This is a genomic window from Pseudomonas sp. RIT-To-2 (assembly GCF_029623465.1).
In the GTDB taxonomy this organism is placed as follows: Bacteria; Pseudomonadota; Gammaproteobacteria; order Pseudomonadales; family Pseudomonadaceae; genus Aquipseudomonas; species Aquipseudomonas silvicola.
In genome coordinates, this window is the sequence record NZ_JAPYKM010000057.1 from 1 (window position 1) to 22,711 (window position 22,711).

Sequence of the window (22,711 nt, forward strand, 5' to 3'; positions counted from 1 at the left end):
GATCGGTTGAAGATTACGAAGCCTTGCTGCCGTGGAACTGCTCGCCCGCATCGCGTAGCTAAGCGCACCACTCACCTTGAGTTCGGTGGGGTTTATGGAGCGCTTACAAAAATACAGGCACGCTAAGGATGTATACATCCGGTGCCAAAGGGTGCCCTTTGAAACCCAAAGCCGCCTCTACGAGTCGATAAACCTGAGTCATCTTTAGGACAGGAAATGTTTTGTGGCCACCGCCTGCGCGCAGTCGGTGGCCACAAAACCCTGATCAGGGCTGCGCCCCGATACCCCGTTGGATTAGCGTCTTTCAGAAATTCGAGTTTTCTTGATTAGTGCAACTTAAAGCAAATTAACGCCAATCAGAGCAGCTTAGAGCAACTCAATGCAATTTCTGTCGGGCATGGAACCAGCACGTTTTTGGTGAGGCACGTTACCGACTGTTTACAAATGAGCTGCGCCATTCGTAACCAATCGACCGTACCAAAGGGGAAACCCCTTTGAACCGCGAAGCCTAACGCGCTGCGCTTGTTGGCCCCTGGCCGTCCGATGGCTTCGCCACCGAACCGCCAGGGGCTTTTTGTCGTCGGCTGATTTAGGTCGTCTAGGGGCTGCTGTGACGGGCTGAAAACCCGCGTCGGGGTGGTTTTTTGCGGTGACAGCGGATCACCAGGGCAGACCGTCCTGCAGGTCGCGCCGCGTCTGGCGTTGCGCGTATAGACAACGAAAATCGCGTCGGGTGATACTGTTGGTACAAAAGGTAATCAGCTCATTAATGGGAAATGGGTTGATGGTGAAGGGCTACCATTACCTGTTCCTTCCAGTGTAGGTGCGTCTGGCCGAGTACCTAATGTTTTGCAAACAGGGGGCAATACTCTAAACAAAAGCACAGCCAACGGCTTGAATGAATATTTTGGTGAGAGCTTAACTCCGCGTGAGTGGGGGAGAGCGCTTGAGGCACTAAAGGCCGATGCCGGCAAGCTGCCTAACAATTTTCACGGTCGAATACTAGATAATGGCGATTATGTAGGTAAGACTGGCGAGATTGTCGGGAATATTAGGGGTTATCTGCCATGAGTGTAAAAGCCAGAATTACACCTGTAGCTTCAGATTATGAAACCTGCGCTGAGTGCTATGTCAGGCTAATGATTTTTTCCGGAGAATTTCATCCAGACGAAATTACTAAGCTTTTGCAGATTCAGCCTACAGTCGCAAATTTTGCTGGGGAAAATGTTACAAATAGTCGAGGGCTTACTAGGGAGGTAAAAAACTCGATGTGGTTCCTGTCTACTGAAAGTCATATATCCTCTAAAGATATCAGGGAGCATATCGATTGGCTGGTCGAAACTATTTATCCTCGTCGTGAATCACTAAGTAAAATTCAAGAGATGGATGGTGTTAAAATTACTTTGAAGTGTGTATGGTTTTCTTTGGTAGGGCACAGCGGCCCAGTACTTTGGCCTGAGCAAATGCGCGCTTTGGCGGATCTGGATTTAGAGTTGTCTTTTGATATTTATTTTGCCGAAAATTAGAGGGTACAAAAGCGACTGTCTCTAAAAATCCCAATGCAACTAGTGCGCTGACTGACTCAGAGGCAGGCACGCTGGTTGAAAGGAATGTTTTGGAGACGAGTCCCAAAGTAATAAATCAAGCCGAACCAGACGTTCTTGCAAAGGTTAATAACGGACGCAGCCCATATTCTGAGTTAAACGGTGCAATTGGGGAGGCTCGTGGCTGGAGTCAAGCTATTGAATCGGGGCAAACACCAATTTCCGGACCTAGGAAAGAGTCACTCCCAGGTGCAGATTACATTACCTATGATCCATCATCGCGATCTGTGATCGTCTGGGACGCCAAGTATCGCGCTGGATAACAGCTCGACCCACAAAACCGCTGCAATCAAGGATTGGCTGGAAAAACACCCTCGCTTCAAGCTGCACTTCACTCGGACCAGCGCATCTTGGCTGAACGCAGTGGAAGGATGGTTTTCGCAGTTGGAGAGACGGGCGCTGTATCGAGTTGTCTTGCTGATTTGACGGAGTCGAAAAAGGAAACTATCTCCGCACTGTCAACGGTGGCAGGGGGGCTTGCGGGGGCAGCGGTAGGCGGCACTGCGTCAAGTACTGAGGCCGGGGCCAGCGCTGCGCAAAACTCTGTCGATAATAACCAGCTTAGTGTCAATGAAAACATCACGTTGCAGATGGGTGAGAGGGCTTATGCAGCCTCTTGTTCAGGTGCCAGCAGTGATGGTTGTCAGACCCTAAAGCAGACCATTGATGAGCTCAAGCAGAAGGGCTCGAGTGTTCTTCCTACTGAAAAAACGGTTGTAGGAGACGACTTTTTCCCTGGCGGAGTTATACCGTCGGAGCATAAACCTAGCGACGTTGTAGGATGCGTAATTTCCGGAAACAGCACGTGCGTGGTGTCGGACCAGATGGTTACGACGCCGTTGGGTCAAGAGTATGTTCTGACACCGGCGAATGATGCACAGGTGGTGGAGCTTCAATCACAAGAAGCTCAGAGGGATGCTCAGCTCAAGCAAATCAGCAGCCAACTGATGGCCAATGGCAATTTCGGATTGGGCGGCGCGCTGCTTGATGGTTACAATGCGGTTAGTGGTACTGATCCGGTTACGGGGCAAGCGCTGACCACTGGTCAGCGGGTGTTGTCCGGGATTGCTTCGGTGTTTAATCTGGGTGGGGCTGTTGCTCCAATATTCGACCTCGATGGCGTGGCGGTTGAGCCTGCTGATGGTGCAAAAGGACTTGGAAAGGATTACGTTGATATTCTTTCTCCTGAAGCAAAGCAACATATTCTGTACGGTGATAAGCCAGGCAGTGGGGGACATATGTGGCCGGGACAGGAAGGAAAGACAGTTTTTCCTGAAAGTTGGTCAGGAGATAAGATTGTTGACGCGGTCGGCGATATCACGACATCTCCGAGTACTAAGTGGTACGCGCAAACTGGAACCGGTGGCGCTTATACAGCTAAAGGAGATGCTGCTAAATGGGTCGCTTATGAAACTCGTGATGGCGTACGAATGCGAGTTGTATATCAGCCGGCTACAGGAAAGGTTGTTACTGCATTTCCTGATGATGCTCCAATTCCACCTTACAAACCAATTAAGTAGGATTTATGTTTGCGGATCGTATCATTAGGTTTGGGGAAAAATTTGAAGGTCGATTAAATTCCGATCTTCTCCAAGGCGCCTTGGATTATGTCGCGTATAGCGAAGAGAGCCTAGCCTTTGAGATATTGTGCGATCATATTTGCGAATATGACATTTCTATAACGGACGAAGAATATAGAGAGGCTGTTCTGCTGGTTCTAGATATGGGGCTTGATTTAGATGAAGGGCCATTTAAGCACCTGCTGGGGTTGAAGCAGTAAAGAGATAGAAGGTAGTTGGTGCAAAAGGAGGGCCAGCGAGTAATCTGAATCCGACGAGTGCTATAACAGACGCTGAGGCTGGAACCAGTGGATTGGCAAAGATAGGTTCTTTGAAGGGAGAGCCTGAGCTGCCACCAAAAAATGCAAGTACGGACATGATTCGATCAATTGAGCGTCAAAATGAAGCTTCGAAGGGACTTGCTCAAGCTGGATATGATGTTGAGCAGTTGGCAAATTCTGGGAAAAAAGGAGCCAGCCCTGATTTGCGGATTAATGGTGAACTAGCTGATGTTTTCTCGCCAATCACCAATAGCCCAATTTCAGTGCTGAAAACAATAACCGGTAAAGTTGAGACTCAGGCTAGCAATATTGTTGTGAATTTGGCTGACTCTCCATTGACCTTTGAGCAGATAGAAAACGCACTGCGCTCGAATCCTGTCGAAGGCTTGAAAAAGATTTATTTGATGAAGGGCGGGGAATTTAGGGTGATAGGGGCAGCGAAGTGACAATTACAATGAATCTTGAGATTGAAGTTGGAATTTCCTTTGAAGAAATTGCTTCAGTGCTCTCAGTGATGGGGGCTGAGCACGCAATTGAAAGTGGTTATCTAACAGGTAACTTTAAATATTCAGGTGTTTATTTTGTATTTCGTTGCTTTAGTACACCTGAGGACGTTGCTGCTGAAGGGGTTAATGTTGATTGGAAAGCAGGTATGAGTGGAGCGTTTCATTGTCCTATAAAATATTTGCTGGAGAGTTCTGAGGATATTAAGTCTTTCCTTACGAAGCTGTCGATAGAGACGGATTTTAAATTTGTTCTTTCTTTTCAGTACGAAAGTTTGTATGTGATTCGTGATGAGTTTGGTATTGGTTTTCTGAAAAACATGGTTGATTAGTTGGTGCAAAAGGGACTCCTGCCTGGGATAACGCTATATCTAAAGCTGACGGAGACTCGGGTATCTCCCTCCTGTCCGGCAAAACTATGTTAAAGATGTTTACGACTTACAAGGGGCTGTAGACAAGATGCGTGCTAGCGGTGCTAGTGCAGAAGACGTTGCAAAGTATGCGTATGGCGCAAGAAACGAGCTGAAAATGAAGTACAGAGAATATACGCCTCCTGAAATGCTTGATGTCATTGATGCGAGAAACTTGGAGCGATATGGCAACAAAATTGGACCCGGATTTGATGATCTAGTTAAAAAATGTAAAACTTTTGATCAAATAATTGAAAGTTCTACGCGGGCTGGCGGTGGAGACCTTTTTCAATGAAGAGATTTGTTGATGAGGACGTTTATGCTCTTGGTCGCATGAAGTCTGGAAGGCTGTATGCGGAGCTGATTTCTGATGTGGGCTGGGAAGGTTTCCCTAATTATGCAGAGAAATTTATTAAGCTCTTCTCTGGTAGCATCATTAGTAGAAGTGATTCTGTTGATACTAGGGTTTGGGGGGTGATTATTAAAGGCCAGCCCCTACGATTGGTTTACGAAGACTTTCCCGTGATGATTAGTTTGGAGTCGCAAAGTGAAGAAGGGGACCGATTTATCGAGGGATTAAGAGAGGCTTTGATAAGCTAAATTAGTCCTTCGGTGCAAAAGCATACGTGCCTTCGAAAACGGCGGTTCAAGAACTTGAGGTAGACGCCTATAAAAACCTTAAGGCAAGAGAGGTTGTTGGAGATGGTCTAGAACACGACCAGATCCCTTCATTTGCTGCGTTGCGCACAGCAAAGGAAGCAGAGTTGGGCCGCCCCCTTACTGAGTTGGAGACCAAGACTCTCTACCAAAACTCTACTGCTGTAGAGGTCCCACGAGATGTACATATTGCAGGTCCGACGTATGGCGAGAAAAATACTCCTGCTCAGATTCAGCAAGATGCAGCGGACCTGTGCGGTGCAGTTTGTCGTGATACAGAAGCTTTGCGGGGAGTTTTTGACGATTGCGGGGCGTTCGGCTGGTAAGGTTTTTTGTGGTGTTGATATATTTTATCCGAGATTACTTAGCCTACAGTTTGAGGCGGATGAGTTGCTTGATGAGTTAGGTCTCTCTGATTTGCTGCCTACGGATGCTAAGGTATTCTGCATGCATCAAGGATATGAAATTAATTATTTTCTACCGATCTCTGACGATCCGCCAGTATTTCAGTTTTTTGAAGGTCAGAGTTCGATAGCTAAAACTTGGGATAGCTTTTCAAGCTTCTTAATTGCATCAATAGGAGATCATCTTTTACAATGGTCGGACTTAAATTAACAGGGTTCAAGGTATTGCTTCGAATGCAATAAGGTGCAAAAGCAACTGGTAGCGCTGCCGGAAAGGTAGAATGGAACAAACGTCTCAGGCGCTCCAACATCGACAATCAAAATAAATGTTCGGGATGGTGTTATTCAGACTGCGTTCCCGTACTAGTTAGGAATGGTTATGAGCAGTGGCGGCACACTAATAGAACGATTTGTCGCCCAAGAGTTGGACGACAGCGTTCGCTCTATTTTGAAAGATGCCTTTGATGGGCGGATGTGCTCCAAGAGCGTTCTGCTCAGGGAGTTCGAGTTTAATTGCTTTGACGTTTCTTTGGACTTTGAAAAGGCATCGTCACATTGCAAGATGTTCTTTCCGCTAGAGAGAGTAGCTTTCTTGATATACCGATACGTGATTTTATCTCTGCTTGCGGTTTGAAGGTCTCTTGTTAATTGTAGAAGCCTAGATGTGATCTGACACCGGCCTAGCGCCGGTGTTTTTGCACCCGATATGCACCCTTTTTGCCGCCTTCTTGCATCCTTTCTGCAGTCAAGTTGCACCCCTTTTGCACCCACCCTGACGACCTACGGTCTATCTGTCCAACACGCTCTTTTTCAGCATGATTTTTCGCTCCTTAACAGGAGCAAAATCTCAATACACAACACGCCCCTCTTGCGAGTTGAGTATTTTCTATATGCATCATATCGATTCTGAGCGTAGTGGTTAGCTATGTGTTAGTACGAATGGCCCAAATCATGCTGCTTATTATTTGGAGAATAAGAGGTCTGATGGAAGTTTTGTGGTGTTTGAAGTTGATGCTGATCTGAATAATGAAATTATTGCATCAGCGGTAGAGCAGAAGCCAATTCCTGGGGTTGCAAGGAACCCAGATGCGCCCAGGGTCGTTGATCCGAGCAAGGGGCAGCCAAGTATCTCTCTTGAATTCCGAAAATTTGGGATAGACTAATTGAGCAACACTCATCAAACGCGAGAGTGTTGACAAGTGAGGAGTTTTTCAATGAGTTTGGACATTGAGTTTTCTAGTCTGCAGGCTGATATTTTTGAAGGTCGGAAAGATATTTCAGTTTTTTTGGTGAAAGGTAGGTTTTATTATTTGGCTGATGATAAAGAAAATTTTTGCATCGATGTTAGGCCTGAGTACAGGTCTTATGTCGAACGCGGCGTTTTGCAGGAGGAGCTTTATGACGCGGCTCTATTCCAGTTCAGGGGAGGGGTTCCTGTTTTAAATTGCGAGACTTTCGAAGTGTATGTGAAGAACAATAATTTGGCTCTGTTATCAGTGGAGTGGATGCGAGGGTTCTTCCGGCATAGTCTTCCAGCTGGCTATTTTTCCCAGCTTTACAGAAAGCTAAGGATTCTCCGAACAAGTCCCGGGTATGCGAAAATCGCCTGACCACCTGATCCGAGCCTCCCATGAGCCAGATGAGCTTTTCCGACTTCGAGTACGCCGGCAAGCGCAAGCAAACTCGCCGCGAGCGTTTCCTTGCCGAGATGGATCAGGTCGTGCCCTGGACGGGCCTGCTGGGGCTGATCGAGCCTTTCTACCCCAAGGCCGGTGGTGGTCGAAAACCTTATCCACTGGAAACCATGTTGCGCATTCACCTGCTGCAAAATTGGTTTTCCCTGAGTGATCCGGCCATGGAGGAAGCGCTCTACGAAATCACGCCCATGCGTCAGTTCGCGCGTCTGACACTGAGCGCGCCGATACCGGAAGACACCACGATCATGAACTTCCGACACCTGCTGGAGAGGCATCAGTTGGCGCCTGCAATCCTCGCGGTCATCAACGGCTATTTACAGGAAAAAGGCCTGTCGTTGCGCCAGGGCACCATCGTCGACGCAACCATTATTCATGCCCCAAGCTCGACCAAGAACAAAGACGGTGAGCGCGATCCCGAGATACATCAGACGAAGAAGGGTAACCAGTATTTCTTCGGTATGAAGGCCCACATCGGTGCTGACGTTGAGTCTGGATTGGTTCACCACGTCCATGGCACCGCTGCCAATGTGGCCGATGTCACCCAAGTGGCTGAACTGCTCCACGGGGAAGAAAACGCGGTCTATGCGGACGCAGGTTACACCGGTGTCGAAAAGCGTGAAGAGCACGAAAATCGTGACGTGATCTGGCAAATTGCGGCTCGGCGCAGCACGTATTCCAAGCTGAAAAAACGCAGCCTGTTGTACAAAACCAAGCGCAAGATCGAGTACTGCAAAGCGCAGACACGTGCCAAGGTTGAGCACCCGTTTCGGGTTATCAAGCGCCAGTTTGGTTACGTAAAAGTACGCTTTCGTGGGCTGATGAAAAACACGGCCCAGCTGACCACGCTATTTGCCCTGTCGAACCTGTGGATGGCTCGAAAACGACTGATGGGTTTGGGTGAGTTGCGCGCTTAACACAGAGAACCGGACGGAAAACGCTCCGCCGCACACTGTATTAGGCCATTTTCAGGGAATAGCGCCGATTGCCTGGCGAATTACGGCTTGCCATCGCTGCGCGGCAAGTTGATCGGAGCATCCCTAAGTGATGGTCAGGAAGAGAGATTAGTTATGGCGGAGTGGGAGGTTGTCAGATCGAGGTTGCCTAAATTCTATATTGATTTTGATAAAAATATATTTCAGCATATGGACTGGGATAGGTGTCATGAGGATTATGTTCCGCAGGGGTGGAATGCCAAGGCTAGCAGTGAGTTTGGGATGTGGGTTCCGGAAAATTATAAATATTGGTGTGTTTTAGATATGGATTTTTGGAGGTTTCTCTTGTGATTATGGGGAGCTGAATCTCGCAGTCGATGCGGAGAAGGCGCTTGAGGGGTTTGGGCTTGGGGTGAAGGTTGGCGACGATGAAATATTCAGTGGTGCTGAGGACGCAAAAAATGTAGGCGATGCGGCGCGTGCCCCTGAAGGCTATACTGCATAGCTCACACGGTTCGGTATTAGGTGCAAAAGATGTGATGCCGAATCCACGTAAAACCGCTGTTTATTCTTCGACGGCGGAAGGTACTGTGCAGTATGTTGGCATTGCCGATAATCTTGAAGCGCGGTCAGCAGCACACTTATTCCAGCAAGACATTGAGATTGATGCAATATCAGGTCTTCAGAATGTTTCGTAGTGATGCGAGAACCGTTGGGCAAGTGTTGATCGAATACAACGGTTTAGCTAAAGATGGTGGTTCATTGATTAACAAGATCAACAGCATCTCTACAGCTAATCCGATTTGTGCGGAGTCTCTCGCTAGAGGTGCGGCTCTTTTGAAGGTATTTGGATATCCAAGGTTCAAATAATGATCAAGATTGGAGATTTATTTACCATCGCAACTGCGAGTGGGAAAGCATATTTCCAGTTTGTAAAAAAACCGCCTATTGGGTCATTAATTCGTGTCTTGCCAGGTGCGTATGATGGCGAGCCGGATTTGGATGTCTTGATGGAGAAAAAACAAATTTCTGGATTTTTTTCCTTTTTCGGCACCACCAGCGGCACAATAAAAAACAGGATCTGATCCGCCAGCCTCGATAGAAAAAGCGAGACAAAAAACGCGAGGTAATCCTTACGCATAGGGAACTCCTCTGAGCATCTGTTGGCGTTTCCAGCGGTTATTTTCTTCGCTGAAGTATCGGGTCTTGAATTCCTCGTCCTTGATCCTATCAGCCTGCTGAAAGCACAGATTTCAAGCAATCGCGTTGTCTAATCAGAACCTGTACGCCACCCGCACCGACAACCCATTGGACTGGGAGTCCTCGCCAATCGCCTGCGTGCCCTGATAAGCAATCCCGGTGCTAAGCCCTGACGCCCACAGGAAATCCACGCCCAGCGTGGCGGCCAGCGTGTTGTCGCCAAACCCTTCGGTGGTGATTGAGTAGGTTGAGTCCCCCACGCCCACATAGCCCAGCCGTGCGGTGCTGGCAGAGTTGAACGTGTGGCTGTACTCCAGGCGCGAGCGCAGGGTCATGTACGCCCAGCCCAGTGCGATACCGTATTGACCGCGCAGCCCCGCCACGCTCGATAGCAAGGAGATGCGCTGCTGGGCGTAGGCCAGGTTGTAGCTTCCGGCGTCCGATTCGCTGAACCCGCGCAGCCAGGTGGTGGAGCTGTCCAGCCGGCCGTACGGTGAGAGCAGCCAGTTCTCGCCTTTCATTTCGTAACCCGAGCTCAACGAACCGAACAACTGGTCGCCGCTGCGAGAGCCCTTGGCATAGCGGGCGGCGTCGCTGGCGTAGCGGTCGCTGTCGAACGTCAGTCGGCTATAGCCCATCAGTGCGTCGAGGAACACGGCGCTTGGGTGGTAGCTGCTATAGACCGCGACGCTGTACGACTCGCCGCGACTGATACTGCCGGAGGAACCAATGTCGCTCTTGTCGCTGCCGTAACCGATCCCCATCCCCACGGTCAGCGCCCTGGACAACCGATAGTCGATACCGCTGCTGACGCCAATGGTGGTGTTGCTGACTTTGCTACCGCTTTGCCGGGTGTCGCCGAAGTCCACGTAGCCGCCTGTCCATACCGACACATCGCCGTTGGGCAGGGGCTGCGTGCCCTTGTCTTCGGCGGCGTTAAGCATGGCCGGTGGGGCATTGGGTGCAGCCTGGAGGTTCGACAGCGCATCCAGGTTGTTCAGGTCGTTGTCGGCTTGGCCGTGCGTGCCCTTGGCCTGCGCCTGGGCCACGTTGAAGTGCAGATTGAAGGCGTTGTGATGATCCTCCAGGCTATGCAGTTGCTCGAGGCGGTCGTTGAAGTTGCTGATCTGCGCCTTGGCGAATTGCTCGGCGCTCTGTGCCTGGGCGTTCAATACGCCGACCACGTCTGCGTCGTGGCTAGGGTCGGGGCGGGCATTGATTTGCAGCGTCAGGGTCGCGGGTTGCGAGGTGCCCCACTGGTTGGCCAGGGTAAAGCGCAAGGTCAGGGTGCCGCTGGCTTTGGCTGCCGCCGTGAAGCTGAGTAGCGTCTGGTTCAGGCGGGTCGTGCCCATGCTCTGAGCGGGTACTTGCACCAGCGTCGCGGAGGTGAAAGGGCCGCCCGTGGCGCCTGCGCTCAGGTCCACGTTCACGCTCTGGCCGGCAGCCACGGTGACGGTGGTGTCCGCTGCCTTGGGCGTGGTGCCATTGATGGTGAGCGAATAGCTGGCCGTGATCCGTGCGCCATTGGCGTCGGTGGCGGTGACCGTCAGCGATGCGTTGCCGGCTGCAGTCGGGGTGCCTGTCAGGCTGCCGGAGCCAGCATCCAGGGTCAGGCCGGCTGGCAGTCCCGCGATACTGAAACTGTAGGGGCTGACGCCACCGGTTGCGCTGAACACCTGGCGATAGGCGCTGCCCATCGTTGCCGCCGTCAGTGCCCCAGCCGCCGGCGACAGGGCCAGCGTGGCGGCCGTCACTGTGAGGCTGACGGTGGCCGTGCCCGATGTGCCTGTGGCATTGCTGGCGCTGTAAGTGAAACTGTCGATGCCTGAGTAGCCGGCGTCAGGGGTGTAACGAATGCTTGTGCCGCTGGCCACGGCGGTGCCGTGCGCGGGGGGGGAGGCAACGGTGACGGCCGTGGCAGTACCGCCCGACAAGGCCAGCGCCACGGCATTGTTCGAGGAATTGGCGGCGACCGTGGCCGATACCGAGGCTACCACTGGCGCCGGCGCTGTGATCGCCAGCGTATAGCTCGCCGAGCCGGTGTTGGTGGCACTGTCGGTGGCGGTGACGGAAACGCTGTAAGCGCCAGCCGCCGCCGGCGTGCCGCTGATTCGCCCTGTTGATGCATCGATGGCCAGTCCACTTGGCAGGCCGGTGGCGCTGTAGCGATAAGGCGCGATGCCGCCCGTGGTACTGATCGGTTCGTTATAGCTGGCGCCTACCTGGCCACCCGGCAGCGCCCCTGCGCCTGGGTTGAGGGTGAGCGGTGCGGCTGTGACGGTGATGGTCACCGTGGCCGGCGCGGATGTGCTTGTTGCATTGCTGACGGTGTAGGTAAAGCTGTCCGTCCCTGTGTAGCCGCTAACGGGGGTGTAGGCGATGACCAGGCCAGACACCGTCGCGGTGCCATGGGAGGGTGCGCTTGCAATCGCGGCACTGGTCGCGGTGCCACCCGACAGGTTGAGCGACACTGCGTTGGCGCTGCTACTTGTCGCGACGGTCACCGACACCGCGCCCGCTACCGGTGCTTGCGCCGCAATGGCTAGCGTATAGCTTGCGGTACCTGTGGCGCCGTTGGCGTCGGTGGCTACGATGGACGATGTGTAGCTGCCGGCGGTAGTGGGTGCCCCGCTGATGATTCCGGTGGCGCTGTCCAGCACGAGCCCCGTCGGCAGGCCGCTGGCCGCATATGTATAGGGCGACGAGCCGCCTGAGCTGGTGATTGTCTGGCTATAGCTGATGCCAACTTGCCCCCCAGGCAATGTCCCGGAAGCAGGTGTGACCGCCAGGGTAGGGCGCGACACCGTCACCGTGACCGTTGCCGCCGCGGACGTGCCCGAGGTGTTGGTCGCAGTGTAGGTAAACGAATCACTGCCCGAGTGCCCTGCCACCGGCGTATAGGTGATCGACGTGCCGGAGGCCGTGGCAGTACCGTGGCTGGCGGCTGAGGCGACGGCCACCGAAGTGGCGGTACCGGTGATCGCTAGCGTCACCGAATTGTTTGCAGTATTGGCGGCCACCGTGGCGGTGACATTGCTGACCACGGGCGCGGCCTCGGCTCGCGTCACGGTGATGGAATAGGACTTGCTGGTCTGGCCGTCGGATGCAGTGGAGACGACGGCAATAGTGTTTGCGCCCACCGCCAGGTTGATGGCCGGAGAATCTGCACCGGACGCGACCGCCGCGCCATTGACCGTGATGGTGCTGTTGCTCGCGGTCGCGGTAGGCCGTACGACGACAGAAGTGGTGCTGTTGCTGACGGCGGCTGCATAGCTGGTGGTGCCGGCCGAGAACGCCGGTGACAGGGTGCCCGCTGACAGCGTCAAGCCGGACAGCGTTGCATCGGCCGCTACGGCCCCGGAGCAGGTGATGCTGACTGCGCTGATGTAAGTGCCGGTGGAAATCTGAACGTACAGGCCGCCCGCCGAAAGTTGGCTGGAAGACACATTGGCCGTGTAGGTTCCAGCACTGCCGGTATAACTGCGGTAATCGGAATAGACCGTGCTCAGCGTTCGCGACCGCAGGTTTACGACATCGGACGTTATCGCGCTGCCCCCGGTGCCCAGCCCAGTGTCGGAGTAGGAAAATGTGATGCTTTCGCCGCTGGCGAAGTCAGTGGTGGTAAACCGGTTTGTATAGGAAGTAGTGCCACTGTTGGCGTTCAGCGTCGAGCATGCCGTTGACAGCGCGTGGGCCATGGTTGCCTGCAGCAGCAGCATTAGGGCCAGTGTGTATTGAAGTGCCCGTTCCTTGAACGACGTACTGGCGTGGCGGTTGTTTTTCTGGATCGCAAGCAGGCAGTAACTCACGGTAAATTCCATTTAAAAAAGCCGCCAGGACGTACTTCGAATGACGGTTGTCGGCGTCGAAGCAGGGAAGGCGTGGGTTCTGGGGGGTGGGGTTATTGCAGATACTGCAAAAAAAGCGATGGCATTATGCCAACTCATTACGCCGGTTGCATCAAGCAAATGATTAGAATTGCGACGTAAAAGCTGCCTTTTTCCTGCGCTTGACCAGGTCGAGTTCGTCGACAAAGACGTCGACTACGCGCACCGGATTGGTATCCGTGACGTAATCGTCGAGGCTTTCGGGAAGCAAGGTACTTTGGCCTCGATGTTCACCTGGAATAAACCGCTTCATGGGCGATCCCCACGATGAAATCCTCAGAAATCATAGCAAGGGTTCGCGGAGGCGTTTTTACACACTCTGGGCCGAAAGCGGCCTGTGGTGACCGGCCGCCTCCAACCCGAAGCGGGCACACATATCTGGCTTTCTGGGCAGCGGTAACTTAAATAGGCTTGGCACAACGGGTACTCAGTGGGGCGGGGTGGGTAGGATTTGTTGGGTATTGGTGGCAATGACCGCCGACCGATTTTGTTATGCGTCGACTGACTTCATTTCTATCTATCACTGGCCGGGTCAGCAATTCCGCGCCGCCCCGCATCTGTTATGCAGTTAGCCTAAAATCTGAAAACTGTACGGGTACAATTCCCCTTATCTGTACCTCAGCCGCCAACCTGCAATGCCTTATTGTCACTCGGCCCACCCACCCGAGTTCGCCGCCATGCTGTCCTCCCTCGACCTGCTGTACGCATTCGCCTTGTTCGCCTTCGTGTCGTCCATCACCCCAGGCCCCAATAACACCATGTTGCTGGCCTCCGGCGTGAACTTCGGTTTTCGCCGCTCCATTCCCCACGCCCTGGGCGTGAGCATCGGGTTCATGGTGATGGTGGTCGCGGTGGGCATGGGCCTGGCGGAAGTGTTCAAGGTGCTCCCGTGGGCCTACACCCTGTTGCGCTGGGCGGGGGCAAGCTACCTGTTGTACCTGGCGTGGAAGATCGCCCACTCCGGCCCGCCCTCGGGTGACAGCGGCGAGGCGCCCAGACCCATGAGCTTTCTGGGGGCAGCGGCGTTTCAGTGGGTGAACCCCAAGGCGTGGATCATGGCCATCGGCGCCATCACCACGTACGTGCCGTCCCAAGGGTATGTGAGCAACGTGCTGGTGATTGCCTCGCTGTTCGCGTTGATCAATTTGCCCAGTGTGTGCGTGTGGGTCAGTTGCGGCAGTGCGCTGCGCAATGTGCTCAGCGAGCCGCGCTGGCTGCGGCTGTTCAACTGGGCCATGGCGTTGATGCTGGTGGCTTCGCTGTACCCCTTGCTCAAGGCCTGAGATTTGCCGTGGGCGGGCCGATCACGTTACGGTGCTCGCTCGAAAAAGAAATCAAGATGCTGTTCATGACTTCAGATTCTCAACCTGCCAAGCCTGCACCGCGCCAGCGGCGCGCCCCCAAGGGCGAGAAGCGCCGCGAGGAACTGCTCGACGCTGCCCTGCAAATGTTTTCCCTGGAGGGCTACGGTGGCGCGTCGATTGCGCGTATCGCCGAGCTGGTCGGCATCTCCGTGGCCGGGGTGTTGCACCATTTCCCCAACAAGAGTGCGCTGCTGATGGCGGTGCTGGACCGGCGTGACGAGGTCAGCCAGAAAATCGCCGATGAAGTGCGCGGCGAGGCCACCCTGCGCGGGTTGCTCGGCAGTCTCAGCGCCATCAATCGTTCCAACGCCACGGCGCCGGGGGTGATTCGTGCCTTCAGCATGCTCAACGCCGAAAGCCTGGTGGAAGGCCATCCGGCGTGGGCTTGGTTCCAGACGCGTTACGCCACCATTCATGCGCGCATGGTGGGGCAGTTGCAGGCATTGGTCGTATTGGGCGAGGTGCGTGCCGATGTCGACCTGGGCGGGGTGGTGCAGGAATGCCTGGCGATGATGGACGGGTTGCAGTTGCAGTGGCTGCGCTTTCCCGAGGGGCTGGACCTGGTGGCGCGGTTTGATGAGTACCTGGCGCATCTCGAGGTGTCGATCCGCGCCAGATAGCCCAGGTGCGGCGGACACCATCCCTGTGGGACCGGGTGGCACCATTAGTGGCTTTGGGCTACTATTTTGATCTCACCCTGCAATGGACTGCCTCATGCGCCTGCTCTGGAGCTTTGCCGCGGCTGCCGTGCTGGTTTCACCCTTGGCCCTGGCCAAGACCGGCGGCCCCAGCGACGATGAAGTTGCCCGTCGCCTGATCGCCGAATCTATCGCCAGCTACCCGGGTAACTGTCCGTGCCCCTACAACTCTGCGCGCAATGGCAGTGCCTGTGGACGCCGTAGTGCATACAGCAAGCCAGGTGGTTACGCACCACTTTGCTACCGGCAGGATATCTCCGATGAAGACATCGCGCGGTACCGTCAGCGAACCGGCGGATGAGGGCTGACCGGGCTCAATTCAGCTGCACCTTCAACTGCCTGACGCATGGCACCCTTTACCTGGGTCCATTCGTGCGGACTAGTCCAAGTGCGGCGGACACTATCCCTGTGGGACCGGGCGAAGCTCGGGAAGCAGGCGCCGCGTAATTACCAGGCGGAACCGGGTCGGCCGCTTCCCGAGCTTCGCCCGGTCCCACAGCGGTAGGTGGCGCCTATTGGTGGGGTTGCTCACAGGCCTCGATAGTATTCACGCGGGGTGCCTGGCACTGCGCGGCGTAAGGGACGCGGCCAGGTCCGCTGCTACGTCCACGGTTGGCCGCGGAGGGGGCTCAGTTCAGGTGCACTTTCAATTCCTGACCGGCTTGACGCATGGCGGCCTTTACTTCGGGAATCGTGCTCAGGGGGTTGAGCAGGCCGTAGTCGTGGATCATGCCGTTGTAGCGCACTGCCGTTACCTCGACACCGGCGGCGTCCAGGTGGCGGGCATAGGCTTCGCCTTCGTCCCGTAGTACGTCCAGGCCGGCGGTTTGCACCAGGGCCGGTGGCAGGCCTTTGAGCTGTTCGGCACTGGCACGCAGCGGTGAGGCGTGGATGTCGGCGCGCTGGGCGGCGTCGGTGGTGTAGCTGTCCCAGAACCAGGTCATCATGTTCCGGGTCAGGAAGTGCCCTTCGGCGTATTGCTGGTACGAGGCGTCATCGAAGCTGGCGTCGGTCACCGGCCACAGCAACAGCTGGAAGCGCAGCGCGGGCGTGCCTTGTTCCTTGGCCATCAGGCTGACCACCGCGGCCATGTTGCCGCCCACGCTGTTGCCGGCGACGGCCAGGCGCTTGCCGTCCACCCCGATCTGCTGGCCATGCTCGGCCACCCAGCGGGTAGCGGCGTAGGCCTGGTTGATCGCGGTGGGGTAGTGGGCTTCGGGTGAAGGCGTGTAGTCCACGTAGACAGCCACGGCGCCGGAGTTCACCACCAGGTCATGGATCAGCCGTGCGTGGGTTGGGTAGTCCCCCAGCACCCAGCCGCCGCCGTGGAAGAACATGAACACCGGCAGGTCACCTTTGGTCTTGGCAGGGCGCACGATGGTCAACTTGATGGCCTGGCCGTCGGCCTGGATGGTCTTGTTGCTGACTTCGGTGCCCGACAGGTCGACCTGCACCGAATGCTGCGCACCGGTGAGTACCGCGCGGGCATCCTTGGGGCTCAGTTGCTCGAGTGGCTTGCCGCCGCTGCTGTTCAGGGCGTCGAGGAAGGCTTGGGTGTGATGTTCGGCCTGGTTGTCGGCGGCGAAAGCGTTGCCGATGGACAGGGCCAGCAGGGAAGCGGTGAGGGTGGCGCGCAGGGTCATGGTGATGTTCCTTCAAGGGTTCGGTCAGTGGTTGGCGGCGACCCGAGGTGTGGGTGGGTGCGCGGCATGGGGGACACTGTACGAAGTTGCTCTTGAGGGGACAATTAGCCGAAAAAGGAAATCATTGATTCTATTATGGGGATAATAGCCGCCGTAGCAGCGGACCCGGCCGCGTCCCAGCCGCCGCGCACTGCCTGATGCACCGCGTGGCGGCCGGAGGCGGCCATGGCCGCTGCTACGGGCCGGGTGGCGAGCCACCCGGACCGGCAGGTGTATCAGTTACCGCTGGCCGAACCCTGGGTGGTGGTCGACGTGGTGTCGTAGTCACCGCTGTCGCTGGTATCAGCGTCGTCACTGTCGGTCTGGTCGTACAGGCCGCCGGTGTTGATCGCTGGCAAGGTCACCTGGGTGGCCTTCAGCGCTGCGCGTGGCAACGGGTTGCTGGTGGTGGTCGACAGTTCCTGGCGGAACGGGTTGACCAGTTTGGCGTGCAGCTTGATGTCCTGCGACGAAGCACCCAGCGACAGGTCGAAGGTGTCGGCGTCGACCACCCACTGCTTGCTCTTCTCGTCGTAGTAGGCCAGCGAGCGGTCGTTGAGCTCGATGGTCACGCGCTTGCTTTCACCCGGCTTCAGGAACACTTTCTTGTAGCCTTTCAGCTCTTTGAGGGCGCGCTCGACTTTCGGGTGCTGCTGGCCCACGTACAGCTCGGCCACTTCGGCGCCGGCACGCTTGCCGGTGTTGGTCAGGTCGAAAGACACCTTGATCGGCACGTTGCCCACCGCGGTCCCCGGGGTGACCTTGATGTTGCTGTAGCCGAAGGTGGTGTACGACAGGCCGTAACCGAACGGATAAAGCGGCTTGGTGTGCTTCTTCTCGTAACCGCGGTAGCCCAGGAACAGGTCGTCCTTGTAGCTGGTTTCGGTCAGCGCGCCGCTGTTGTCGTAGTTAGGGAAGTCGGCGTACAGCGGGTTGTCTTCGATGTTGCGCTCGATGCTGATCGGCAGCTTGCCCGACGGGTTGACTTTGCCGAACAGAATCTCGCCCACTGCCTGGCCACCGTTCTGGCCGGGGAAGAAGGCATGCAGCGCGGCCGGCACGTTGTCGATCCAGTCGCTCATCTTCAGGCCGGTGCCGCCGTGCATGGCCACCACGGTGTTGCGGTTGACCTTGGCGATGCTGTTGATCAGCTCGTTCTGGTATTCAGGCAGGTCGAAGCCGTGGTCGAACCCTTCACCTTCGTATTCGCTGCTGTTGCCCACGGCGACCACGACCGCGTCGTACTTGGACAGGTCTTGTGGCGCGGCCAGGGACGCCCAGCTCATCTGCACGCCGACCATGCCGCCCATGGTGGAGAGGTAGCCGTCGCGGCGCGAGTATTCCAGCTTGATGTCGTAGGCCTTGCCGGCTTCCAGCTTGATCTTGCCCGACACGGGGATGGTCGGCGGGATGCTGTTGGTGGGCAGGTGCTCACCGTCGCCGTTGTTGATGATTTCCTGGCCGTTGACCCACAGGCGCACGGCGCCGTCGGCACGCACTTTGAAGACCTGGTCGCCGCTGGTGGTCGGAGTGACCTGGCCGGTCCAGCGTACCGAGGTGTTGGAGGTGTCGCCATTGGTGGGCAGGTTGGTGTCGCTGGACCAGTCCATGTTCACGTGGGTGTCGGTGCGGGTAGCGGCCGGGTCGCCGGACCACGTGGCGTTGGTGAAGAACTCCGCGGTCAGGCCGGCCACGCTCTTGCCGGTGCTGCTGTCGGTGTGGCTCCAGGTGGACACGGTCGGGTCCAGGGACAGGCCGTCGATGAAGTCGACCTTGGCGTTCGGCGCAGTCTGGGCGATGCCCGACAGCTCGCTGATGTACTGGGTGGCCTCGACGTTGGCACTGCCAAAGCCGGTAGGCGGCGCGTACTTGGCCAGGTCGCCGACCACGGCGATTTTCTTGACTTTCTTGGCGTCCAGCGGCAGCACGTCGCCTTTGTTCTTGAGCAGCACGATGCCTTCACGGGCCACGTTCAGTGCAGTCTTGTTGCTGGTGGCGCTGTTCATGTTGTGGACGGTGGACGGGGTCTTGCTGTCGAACTTGAACAGGTAGATCTGGCGCAGGATGCGGCGCACCTTGTCGTCGATGGTGGCGGCGCTGAGCTGGCCGTTCTCCACGTACGGGGTCAGGGCGGTGGCGTTCATCTGGTAGCCCATCATGTCCAGGTCGGTGCCGGCGTTGGCCGCGGTGATCCCGGTGATGATGGCGTTGTAGTCACTCTGCACGAAGCCCTTGTAGCCCCATTCCTTTTTCAGGATTTCGCCGATCATGTGCTTGCTTTCGCAGGCGTAGTCGCCGTTCACCTTCTGGAACGAGCACATCATCATGGCCACGTTACCGTTCTTCGAAGCCGATTCGAAGGTGGGCAGGGTCATCTCGCGCAGCACGCGCTCGGGGATGGTTTCGTTGAGGGTGAAACGGTTGGTTTCCTGGTCGTTGGCGGCGAAGTGCTTGGCTTCAGCCCACACGCCACGGGCCTGGATGCCGTTGATCACCGCAGGGCCCAGGCTGGCGCCCAGGAACGGATCTTCACCGGACAGGTATTCGAACGCACGGCCGCCGTAGGGGGTGCGGTACAGGTTCATGCCCGGGCCGGTCACATACTGGTAGCCACCGGTAGCGGCGTCATAGCCCAGGGCACGGCCGAAGTCGATGGCGCGACGCGGGTTCCAGGTGGCCGCGATGTTCGGGCCGGCGGGGTAAACCACGCCCTGGTCGTTGCCGTTGCTGGTGTAGCGAATGCCGGCGCCGCCGTCGGCACCGTAGATTTGCGGGATGCCGTACTGGGTCAGCGGCTTGACGTCCCAGCCACCGGTGCCGGCCAGGTAGTTGAGCTTTTCTTCCTGGGTCATTTTCGCCAGGGTCTGCTGCGCGGCCTTGTCGGCCCGTGCTTCACGCGCCTGCTGCTGGGCAGGGTCGGCGGCGTGTACCTGTGAGATGGCCAGGGCCAGCAGAGCCAGCGCCGATTGCGCGCCCAAGGTTCTACGTTTGTTCATGTGTTACTCCAACGGCCAATGGTGTCCATATACGGCGGTGCCTGCCCGGGTGGGCTGGTGCACTTTCTCCAGACAAAACGTGGCCGTCACCCTGATTGCCAAGTTGCAAAAAAGGGCGGTGTGCGGACCATGTTTTCAAACAAGTTTAATTAACTTGTCATGTTTTCTGTCTATATAGGAGGTGCCATTATTACGCTATCGTTTGTAGCCGGAATCAGCCCCGATAGCGGCGAAATTAAGACAATTGTTGCCGTCGCTTGTCAATCGAAAGGTTTTTTTCGTCGATTTTCGTGATTTTGTGTCCGGATGTGTGAACCTTTGCAAAACCTACTGGTCGATGGGTTTAGCGATTTCGAGGGTGCTTGTCTCGGTTCGCTAGTTCTTCAAGCTGGCACTGTGCGCTATTGTCGCAGTTTCAACTTTCAGTGATGGCTATTTGAACTTTCTTACTTTTCCGCTCAATGGAGTTACTTGTTATGAAACTGTCTTTCGTGGCGGCCTGCGCAGCCCTGAGCCTGTCGTTCGCCGGCGCCACCTTCGCTGCAGATTCCGCTGACGCGTCCACCGCCTCCGGCGCTTCCGACTCCACCGTCATGACCCAGAGCCACGACACCAAGGCCACCCAGAAACACAAGAACGAGTCGAAGAAAGGCGGTCGTCCGCTGAATACCACGGCGAAGAAAACCGCCAACTGACCCTCCGAGTTTCACCCGGCCGGGCATCGCCGCTGATGCCCTGGCCCCCAGATACAGTTGCCCACCGTGCCCGACACTTCCCCGACCCTTCCCGCCGCCCCCGACGATGCTCAGGTGTGCCAATGGCTGATGCGCCATTCCGGCCTCAAGGCCGTCGACCTGGAGCGTGCCCGCCGCCTGGCCGCCGAAGACGACGACAGCGAGCTGCCAGCGTTGCTGACGCGGCTGGGGCTGGTCTCGGAGCTGGAACTGGCGCGGGCCTGGTCAGCCTTGCTCGCCGTGCCGCTGATGCTCGCCGAACAGGCACCTGGCACGCTGGAACGCGTGCCGCCGCTCACTGAACGTTTCCTGCGCCACTACCGTGTGGTGCCGGTGGCCTGGGACGAGCAGGGCGTCGAGCTGTTAGTGGCCCACCCGGGCAACCCGTACCCGTTCGAAGCCGTGGCCCACGCCTGTGCCGCGCCGGTGCGCCTGGCCATTGGCCCCGGCAACGAGATCGACAGCCTGATCGAGCGTTACTACGGTCAGGGGCGCTCGGCCATGGGCTCGCTGATCGAGACACTGGACGAAGACAGCGGGGCGCTGGAAGACATCGAGCATCTGAAAGACCTGGCCAGCGAGGCCCCGGTCATCCGCCTGGTCAACCTGATCATGCAGCGGGCGGTGGAGCAGCGCGCATCGGACATTCATATCGAACCGTTCGAAAGCCAGCTCAAGGTGCGTTACCGCATCGACGGTGTGTTGCACGAAGCCGAGGCACCGCCGTCCAGTTCCTCGGCGGCGGTGATCAGCCGGGTAAAGATCATGGCCCGCCTGGACATCGCCGAGCGCCGCTTGCCTCAGGACGGGCGCATCATGCTGCGCATCCAGGGCAAGGAACTGGACCTGCGCGTTTCAACGGTGCCCACCAGCTTCGGCGAGTCCGTGGTGATGCGTTTGCTCGACCGCCAGACGGTGAGCTTCGATTTCCAGAGCCTGGGGTTCGACGGCGAGCGCCTTGAAGGCTTCCTCGATGTGCTGGAAAACCCCCACGGTATCCTGCTGGTGACCGGCCCCACTGGTTCGGGCAAGACCACCACCTTGTACACCGCGCTGTCGCGCCTCAACACGGCCGAACGCAAGATCATCACCGTGGAAGACCCGGTGGAGTATCAGCTGGAAGGCATCAACCAGATTCAGGTGAAGCCGGCCATCGGCCTGGACTTCGCCGGGGCGTTGCGCTCCATTGTGCGTCAGGACCCGGACGTGATCATGATCGGCGAAATGCGCGACCTGGAAACCTGCCGCATTGCCATTCAATCATCCCTGACCGGCCACCTGGTGCTCTCCACCCTGCACACCAACAGCGCCGCGGCGAGTATCACCCGCCTGCTGGACATGGGCGTGGAGAGCTACCTGATTGCCTCGACGGTGAAGGGCATTCTGGCCCAGCGCCTGGTGCGCCGCCTGGACCCGGCCACGCGCATCCCGTTCGAAGCGCCGGCCGAGCTGGTTGCCGAACATGGCCTGGACCGTTTCACCGACCAGCGCCCCATCCTGCTCTACAAGCCCGCCGCGTCGGCGACCGGCAGTGGTTACTTCGGCCGTAGCGCCATCACCGAATTGCTGGTGATGAATGAAGAGCTGCGCAGCCTGCTCATGCGCCAGGCCGATGCTGCGACGCTGGAGCAGGCCGCCCGGCGCGGCGGGTTGCGCACGCTGTATGAAGAAGGCCTGCGCCAGGCCGTGGCTGGCATCACCTCGCTTGAGGAGGTGCTGCGCGTGACGCGCGGCGAATAAGCCATGGCTCATTTCAGATACCGTGCGCTGGACAATGAGGGCACCGGCCAACAGGGAAGTATCGAAGCCAGCGACCAGCAGGCCGCCGTGGCACTGTTGCAAAAGCGTGGCCTGCTGGTATTGCAGGTTGATGCCTTGGGCGGACCTGGCCTGCGCCGGGCCCTGAACCGTGGGGCCCTCAATGGCGCCGCCCTGGTCAGTTTCACCCAGCAACTGGCGACCCTGCTGGGCGCCGGCCAACCCCTGGAGCGCTCGCTGGGCATTCTGCTCAAGCAGACCCAGGCGCCCAAGGCCCACGGCCTGATCGAACGCATCCGCGAACAGGTGAAAGCCGGCAAGCCTTTGTCCCAGGCGCTGGAAGAG

Annotated in this window: 19 protein-coding genes and 4 pseudogenes; 18 read left to right on the forward strand and 5 right to left on the reverse strand. The window is 56.8% G+C overall.

The window, feature by feature from the left end:
• The first annotated feature begins 1,067 nt into the window (after nucleotides 1–1,067).
• From QBK88_RS29060 to QBK88_RS29110, 12 genes and pseudogenes are all read left to right on the forward strand, one after another.
• Nucleotides 1,068–1,526, forward strand: a complete 459-nt coding sequence (locus QBK88_RS29060; protein WP_277964780.1) for a DUF4279 domain-containing protein — start codon at nucleotides 1,068–1,070, stop codon at nucleotides 1,524–1,526.
• A gap of 327 nt (nucleotides 1,527–1,853) precedes the next feature.
• A pseudogene (locus tag QBK88_RS29065) lies at nucleotides 1,854–2,012 on the forward strand (transposase); the annotation flags it as partial.
• A pseudogene (locus QBK88_RS31015) lies at nucleotides 1,976–2,683 on the forward strand (VENN motif pre-toxin domain-containing protein); the annotation flags it as partial. The pseudogenes QBK88_RS29065 and QBK88_RS31015, both read left to right, overlap by 37 nt.
• A 72-nt stretch (nucleotides 2,684–2,755) precedes the next feature.
• Nucleotides 2,756–3,124 (forward strand): annotated as a pseudogene (locus tag QBK88_RS31020) (EndoU domain-containing protein); the annotation flags it as partial.
• Between the two features lie 5 nt (nucleotides 3,125–3,129).
• Nucleotides 3,130–3,384 (forward strand): MafI family immunity protein, encoded by a 255-nt coding sequence (locus QBK88_RS29075; RefSeq protein ID WP_214247638.1) that lies wholly within the window; start codon nucleotides 3,130–3,132, stop codon nucleotides 3,382–3,384.
• Nucleotides 3,385–3,476: 92 nt separating this feature from the next.
• Nucleotides 3,477–3,890, forward strand: a complete 414-nt coding sequence (locus tag QBK88_RS29080; RefSeq protein ID WP_277964781.1) for a CdiA C-terminal domain-containing protein — start codon at nucleotides 3,477–3,479, stop codon at nucleotides 3,888–3,890.
• 8 nt (nucleotides 3,891–3,898) lie between these two features.
• Nucleotides 3,899–4,279 (forward strand): hypothetical protein, encoded by a 381-nt coding sequence (locus tag QBK88_RS29085; protein WP_277964782.1) that lies wholly within the window; start codon nucleotides 3,899–3,901, stop codon nucleotides 4,277–4,279.
• 127 nt (nucleotides 4,280–4,406) lie between these two features.
• Nucleotides 4,407–4,652: a hypothetical protein gene (locus QBK88_RS29090; RefSeq protein ID WP_277964783.1), complete on the forward strand. Its 246-nt coding sequence runs from the start codon at nucleotides 4,407–4,409 to the stop codon at nucleotides 4,650–4,652.
• Nucleotides 4,649–4,957 (forward strand): DUF3630 family protein, encoded by a 309-nt coding sequence (locus QBK88_RS29095; RefSeq protein WP_277964784.1) that lies wholly within the window; start codon nucleotides 4,649–4,651, stop codon nucleotides 4,955–4,957. Before QBK88_RS29090 ends, QBK88_RS29095 begins: the two co-directional genes overlap by 4 nt.
• A 261-nt stretch (nucleotides 4,958–5,218) precedes the next feature.
• A complete protein-coding gene (locus QBK88_RS29100; protein ID WP_277964785.1) occupies nucleotides 5,219–5,629 on the forward strand; it encodes a hypothetical protein in 411 nt (136 codons plus the stop codon).
• Between the two features lie 1,003 nt (nucleotides 5,630–6,632).
• Complete coding sequence (locus QBK88_RS29105; protein WP_277964786.1) at nucleotides 6,633–7,028, forward strand: hypothetical protein; 396 nt, start codon at nucleotides 6,633–6,635, stop codon at nucleotides 7,026–7,028.
• A 20-nt stretch (nucleotides 7,029–7,048) separates the two neighbouring features.
• Nucleotides 7,049–8,029: an IS5 family transposase gene (locus tag QBK88_RS29110; protein ID WP_277964787.1), complete on the forward strand. Its 981-nt coding sequence runs from the start codon at nucleotides 7,049–7,051 to the stop codon at nucleotides 8,027–8,029.
• A gap of 880 nt (nucleotides 8,030–8,909) precedes the next feature.
• On the opposite strand, the gene QBK88_RS29115 is transcribed toward QBK88_RS29110, so the two are convergent.
• From QBK88_RS29115 to QBK88_RS29125, 3 genes and pseudogenes are all read right to left on the reverse strand, one after another.
• Nucleotides 8,910–9,188, reverse strand: a complete 279-nt coding sequence (locus tag QBK88_RS29115; RefSeq protein ID WP_277964796.1) for a hypothetical protein — start codon at nucleotides 9,186–9,188, stop codon at nucleotides 8,910–8,912.
• Nucleotides 9,189–9,321: 133 nt separating this feature from the next.
• Nucleotides 9,322–13,056, reverse strand: coding sequence for a putative Ig domain-containing protein (locus tag QBK88_RS29120; protein ID WP_277964788.1), 3,735 nt, complete (start codon nucleotides 13,054–13,056; stop codon nucleotides 9,322–9,324).
• A gap of 205 nt (nucleotides 13,057–13,261) precedes the next feature.
• A pseudogene (locus tag QBK88_RS29125) lies at nucleotides 13,262–13,387 on the reverse strand (hypothetical protein); the annotation flags it as partial.
• A gap of 424 nt (nucleotides 13,388–13,811) precedes the next feature.
• On the opposite strand from QBK88_RS29125, the gene QBK88_RS29130 reads away from it, so the two are divergent.
• From QBK88_RS29130 to QBK88_RS29140, 3 genes are all read left to right on the forward strand, one after another.
• Complete coding sequence (locus QBK88_RS29130; RefSeq protein WP_268150442.1) at nucleotides 13,812–14,417, forward strand: LysE family translocator; 606 nt, start codon at nucleotides 13,812–13,814, stop codon at nucleotides 14,415–14,417.
• A 65-nt stretch (nucleotides 14,418–14,482) separates the two neighbouring features.
• The gene (locus QBK88_RS29135) at nucleotides 14,483–15,118 is read left to right on the forward strand and encodes a TetR/AcrR family transcriptional regulator (protein ID WP_277964789.1); all 636 of its coding nucleotides are present in this window, start codon (nucleotides 14,483–14,485) and stop codon (nucleotides 15,116–15,118) included.
• A gap of 94 nt (nucleotides 15,119–15,212) precedes the next feature.
• Nucleotides 15,213–15,497: a hypothetical protein gene (locus QBK88_RS29140; RefSeq protein ID WP_268150444.1), complete on the forward strand. Its 285-nt coding sequence runs from the start codon at nucleotides 15,213–15,215 to the stop codon at nucleotides 15,495–15,497.
• Between the two features lie 328 nt (nucleotides 15,498–15,825).
• Here the strand turns inward: QBK88_RS29140 and QBK88_RS29145 are convergent, their stop codons facing one another.
• Both QBK88_RS29145 and QBK88_RS29150 read right to left on the reverse strand, forming a co-directional pair.
• Nucleotides 15,826–16,839, reverse strand: coding sequence for an alpha/beta hydrolase (locus QBK88_RS29145; RefSeq protein WP_277964790.1), 1,014 nt, complete (start codon nucleotides 16,837–16,839; stop codon nucleotides 15,826–15,828).
• 275 nt (nucleotides 16,840–17,114) lie between these two features.
• Complete coding sequence (locus tag QBK88_RS29150; protein ID WP_277964791.1) at nucleotides 17,115–19,874, reverse strand: glycoside hydrolase family 3 C-terminal domain-containing protein; 2,760 nt, start codon at nucleotides 19,872–19,874, stop codon at nucleotides 17,115–17,117.
• 476 nt (nucleotides 19,875–20,350) lie between these two features.
• On the opposite strand from QBK88_RS29150, the gene QBK88_RS29155 reads away from it, so the two are divergent.
• The 3 genes from QBK88_RS29155 to QBK88_RS29165 all read left to right on the forward strand — a co-directional run.
• Nucleotides 20,351–20,569: a hypothetical protein gene (locus QBK88_RS29155; protein WP_277964792.1), complete on the forward strand. Its 219-nt coding sequence runs from the start codon at nucleotides 20,351–20,353 to the stop codon at nucleotides 20,567–20,569.
• A gap of 57 nt (nucleotides 20,570–20,626) precedes the next feature.
• Entirely contained in the window at nucleotides 20,627–22,348 is a 1,722-nt protein-coding gene (gene gspE / locus QBK88_RS29160) for a type II secretion system ATPase GspE (RefSeq protein ID WP_445765021.1), read from the forward strand.
• Between the two features lie 3 nt (nucleotides 22,349–22,351).
• On the forward strand, nucleotides 22,352–22,711 hold a 360-nt coding region (locus QBK88_RS29165; protein WP_277964793.1), incomplete at its 3' end, for a type II secretion system F family protein.

Excerpts from the sequence above, each read along its gene's own strand:
- QBK88_RS29145 (WP_277964790.1), bottom strand. The coding sequence starts at position 16,839 with ATGACCCTGCGCGCCACCCTCACCGCTTCCCTGCTGGCCCTGTCCATC.
- QBK88_RS29105 (WP_277964786.1), top strand. The coding sequence starts at position 6,633 with ATGAGTTTGGACATTGAGTTTTCTAGTCTGCAGGCTGATATTTTTGAA.
- QBK88_RS29075 (WP_214247638.1), top strand. The coding sequence starts at position 3,130 with ATGTTTGCGGATCGTATCATTAGGTTTGGGGAAAAATTTGAAGGTCGA.
- QBK88_RS29100 (WP_277964785.1), top strand. The coding sequence starts at position 5,219 with ATGGCGAGAAAAATACTCCTGCTCAGATTCAGCAAGATGCAGCGGACC.
- QBK88_RS29140 (WP_268150444.1), top strand. The coding sequence starts at position 15,213 with ATGCGCCTGCTCTGGAGCTTTGCCGCGGCTGCCGTGCTGGTTTCACCC.
- QBK88_RS29150 (WP_277964791.1), bottom strand. The coding sequence starts at position 19,874 with ATGAACAAACGTAGAACCTTGGGCGCGCAATCGGCGCTGGCTCTGCTG.
- QBK88_RS29130 (WP_268150442.1), top strand. The coding sequence starts at position 13,812 with ATGCTGTCCTCCCTCGACCTGCTGTACGCATTCGCCTTGTTCGCCTTC.
- QBK88_RS29155 (WP_277964792.1), top strand. The coding sequence starts at position 20,351 with ATGAAACTGTCTTTCGTGGCGGCCTGCGCAGCCCTGAGCCTGTCGTTC.
- QBK88_RS29110 (WP_277964787.1), top strand. The coding sequence starts at position 7,049 with ATGAGCCAGATGAGCTTTTCCGACTTCGAGTACGCCGGCAAGCGCAAG.
- QBK88_RS29095 (WP_277964784.1), top strand. The coding sequence starts at position 4,649 with ATGAAGAGATTTGTTGATGAGGACGTTTATGCTCTTGGTCGCATGAAG.
- QBK88_RS29115 (WP_277964796.1), bottom strand. The coding sequence starts at position 9,188 with ATGCGTAAGGATTACCTCGCGTTTTTTGTCTCGCTTTTTCTATCGAGG.
- QBK88_RS29060 (WP_277964780.1), top strand. The coding sequence starts at position 1,068 with ATGAGTGTAAAAGCCAGAATTACACCTGTAGCTTCAGATTATGAAACC.
- QBK88_RS29135 (WP_277964789.1), top strand. The coding sequence starts at position 14,483 with ATGACTTCAGATTCTCAACCTGCCAAGCCTGCACCGCGCCAGCGGCGC.
- QBK88_RS29085 (WP_277964782.1), top strand. The coding sequence starts at position 3,899 with ATGAATCTTGAGATTGAAGTTGGAATTTCCTTTGAAGAAATTGCTTCA.
- QBK88_RS29090 (WP_277964783.1), top strand. The coding sequence starts at position 4,407 with ATGCGTGCTAGCGGTGCTAGTGCAGAAGACGTTGCAAAGTATGCGTAT.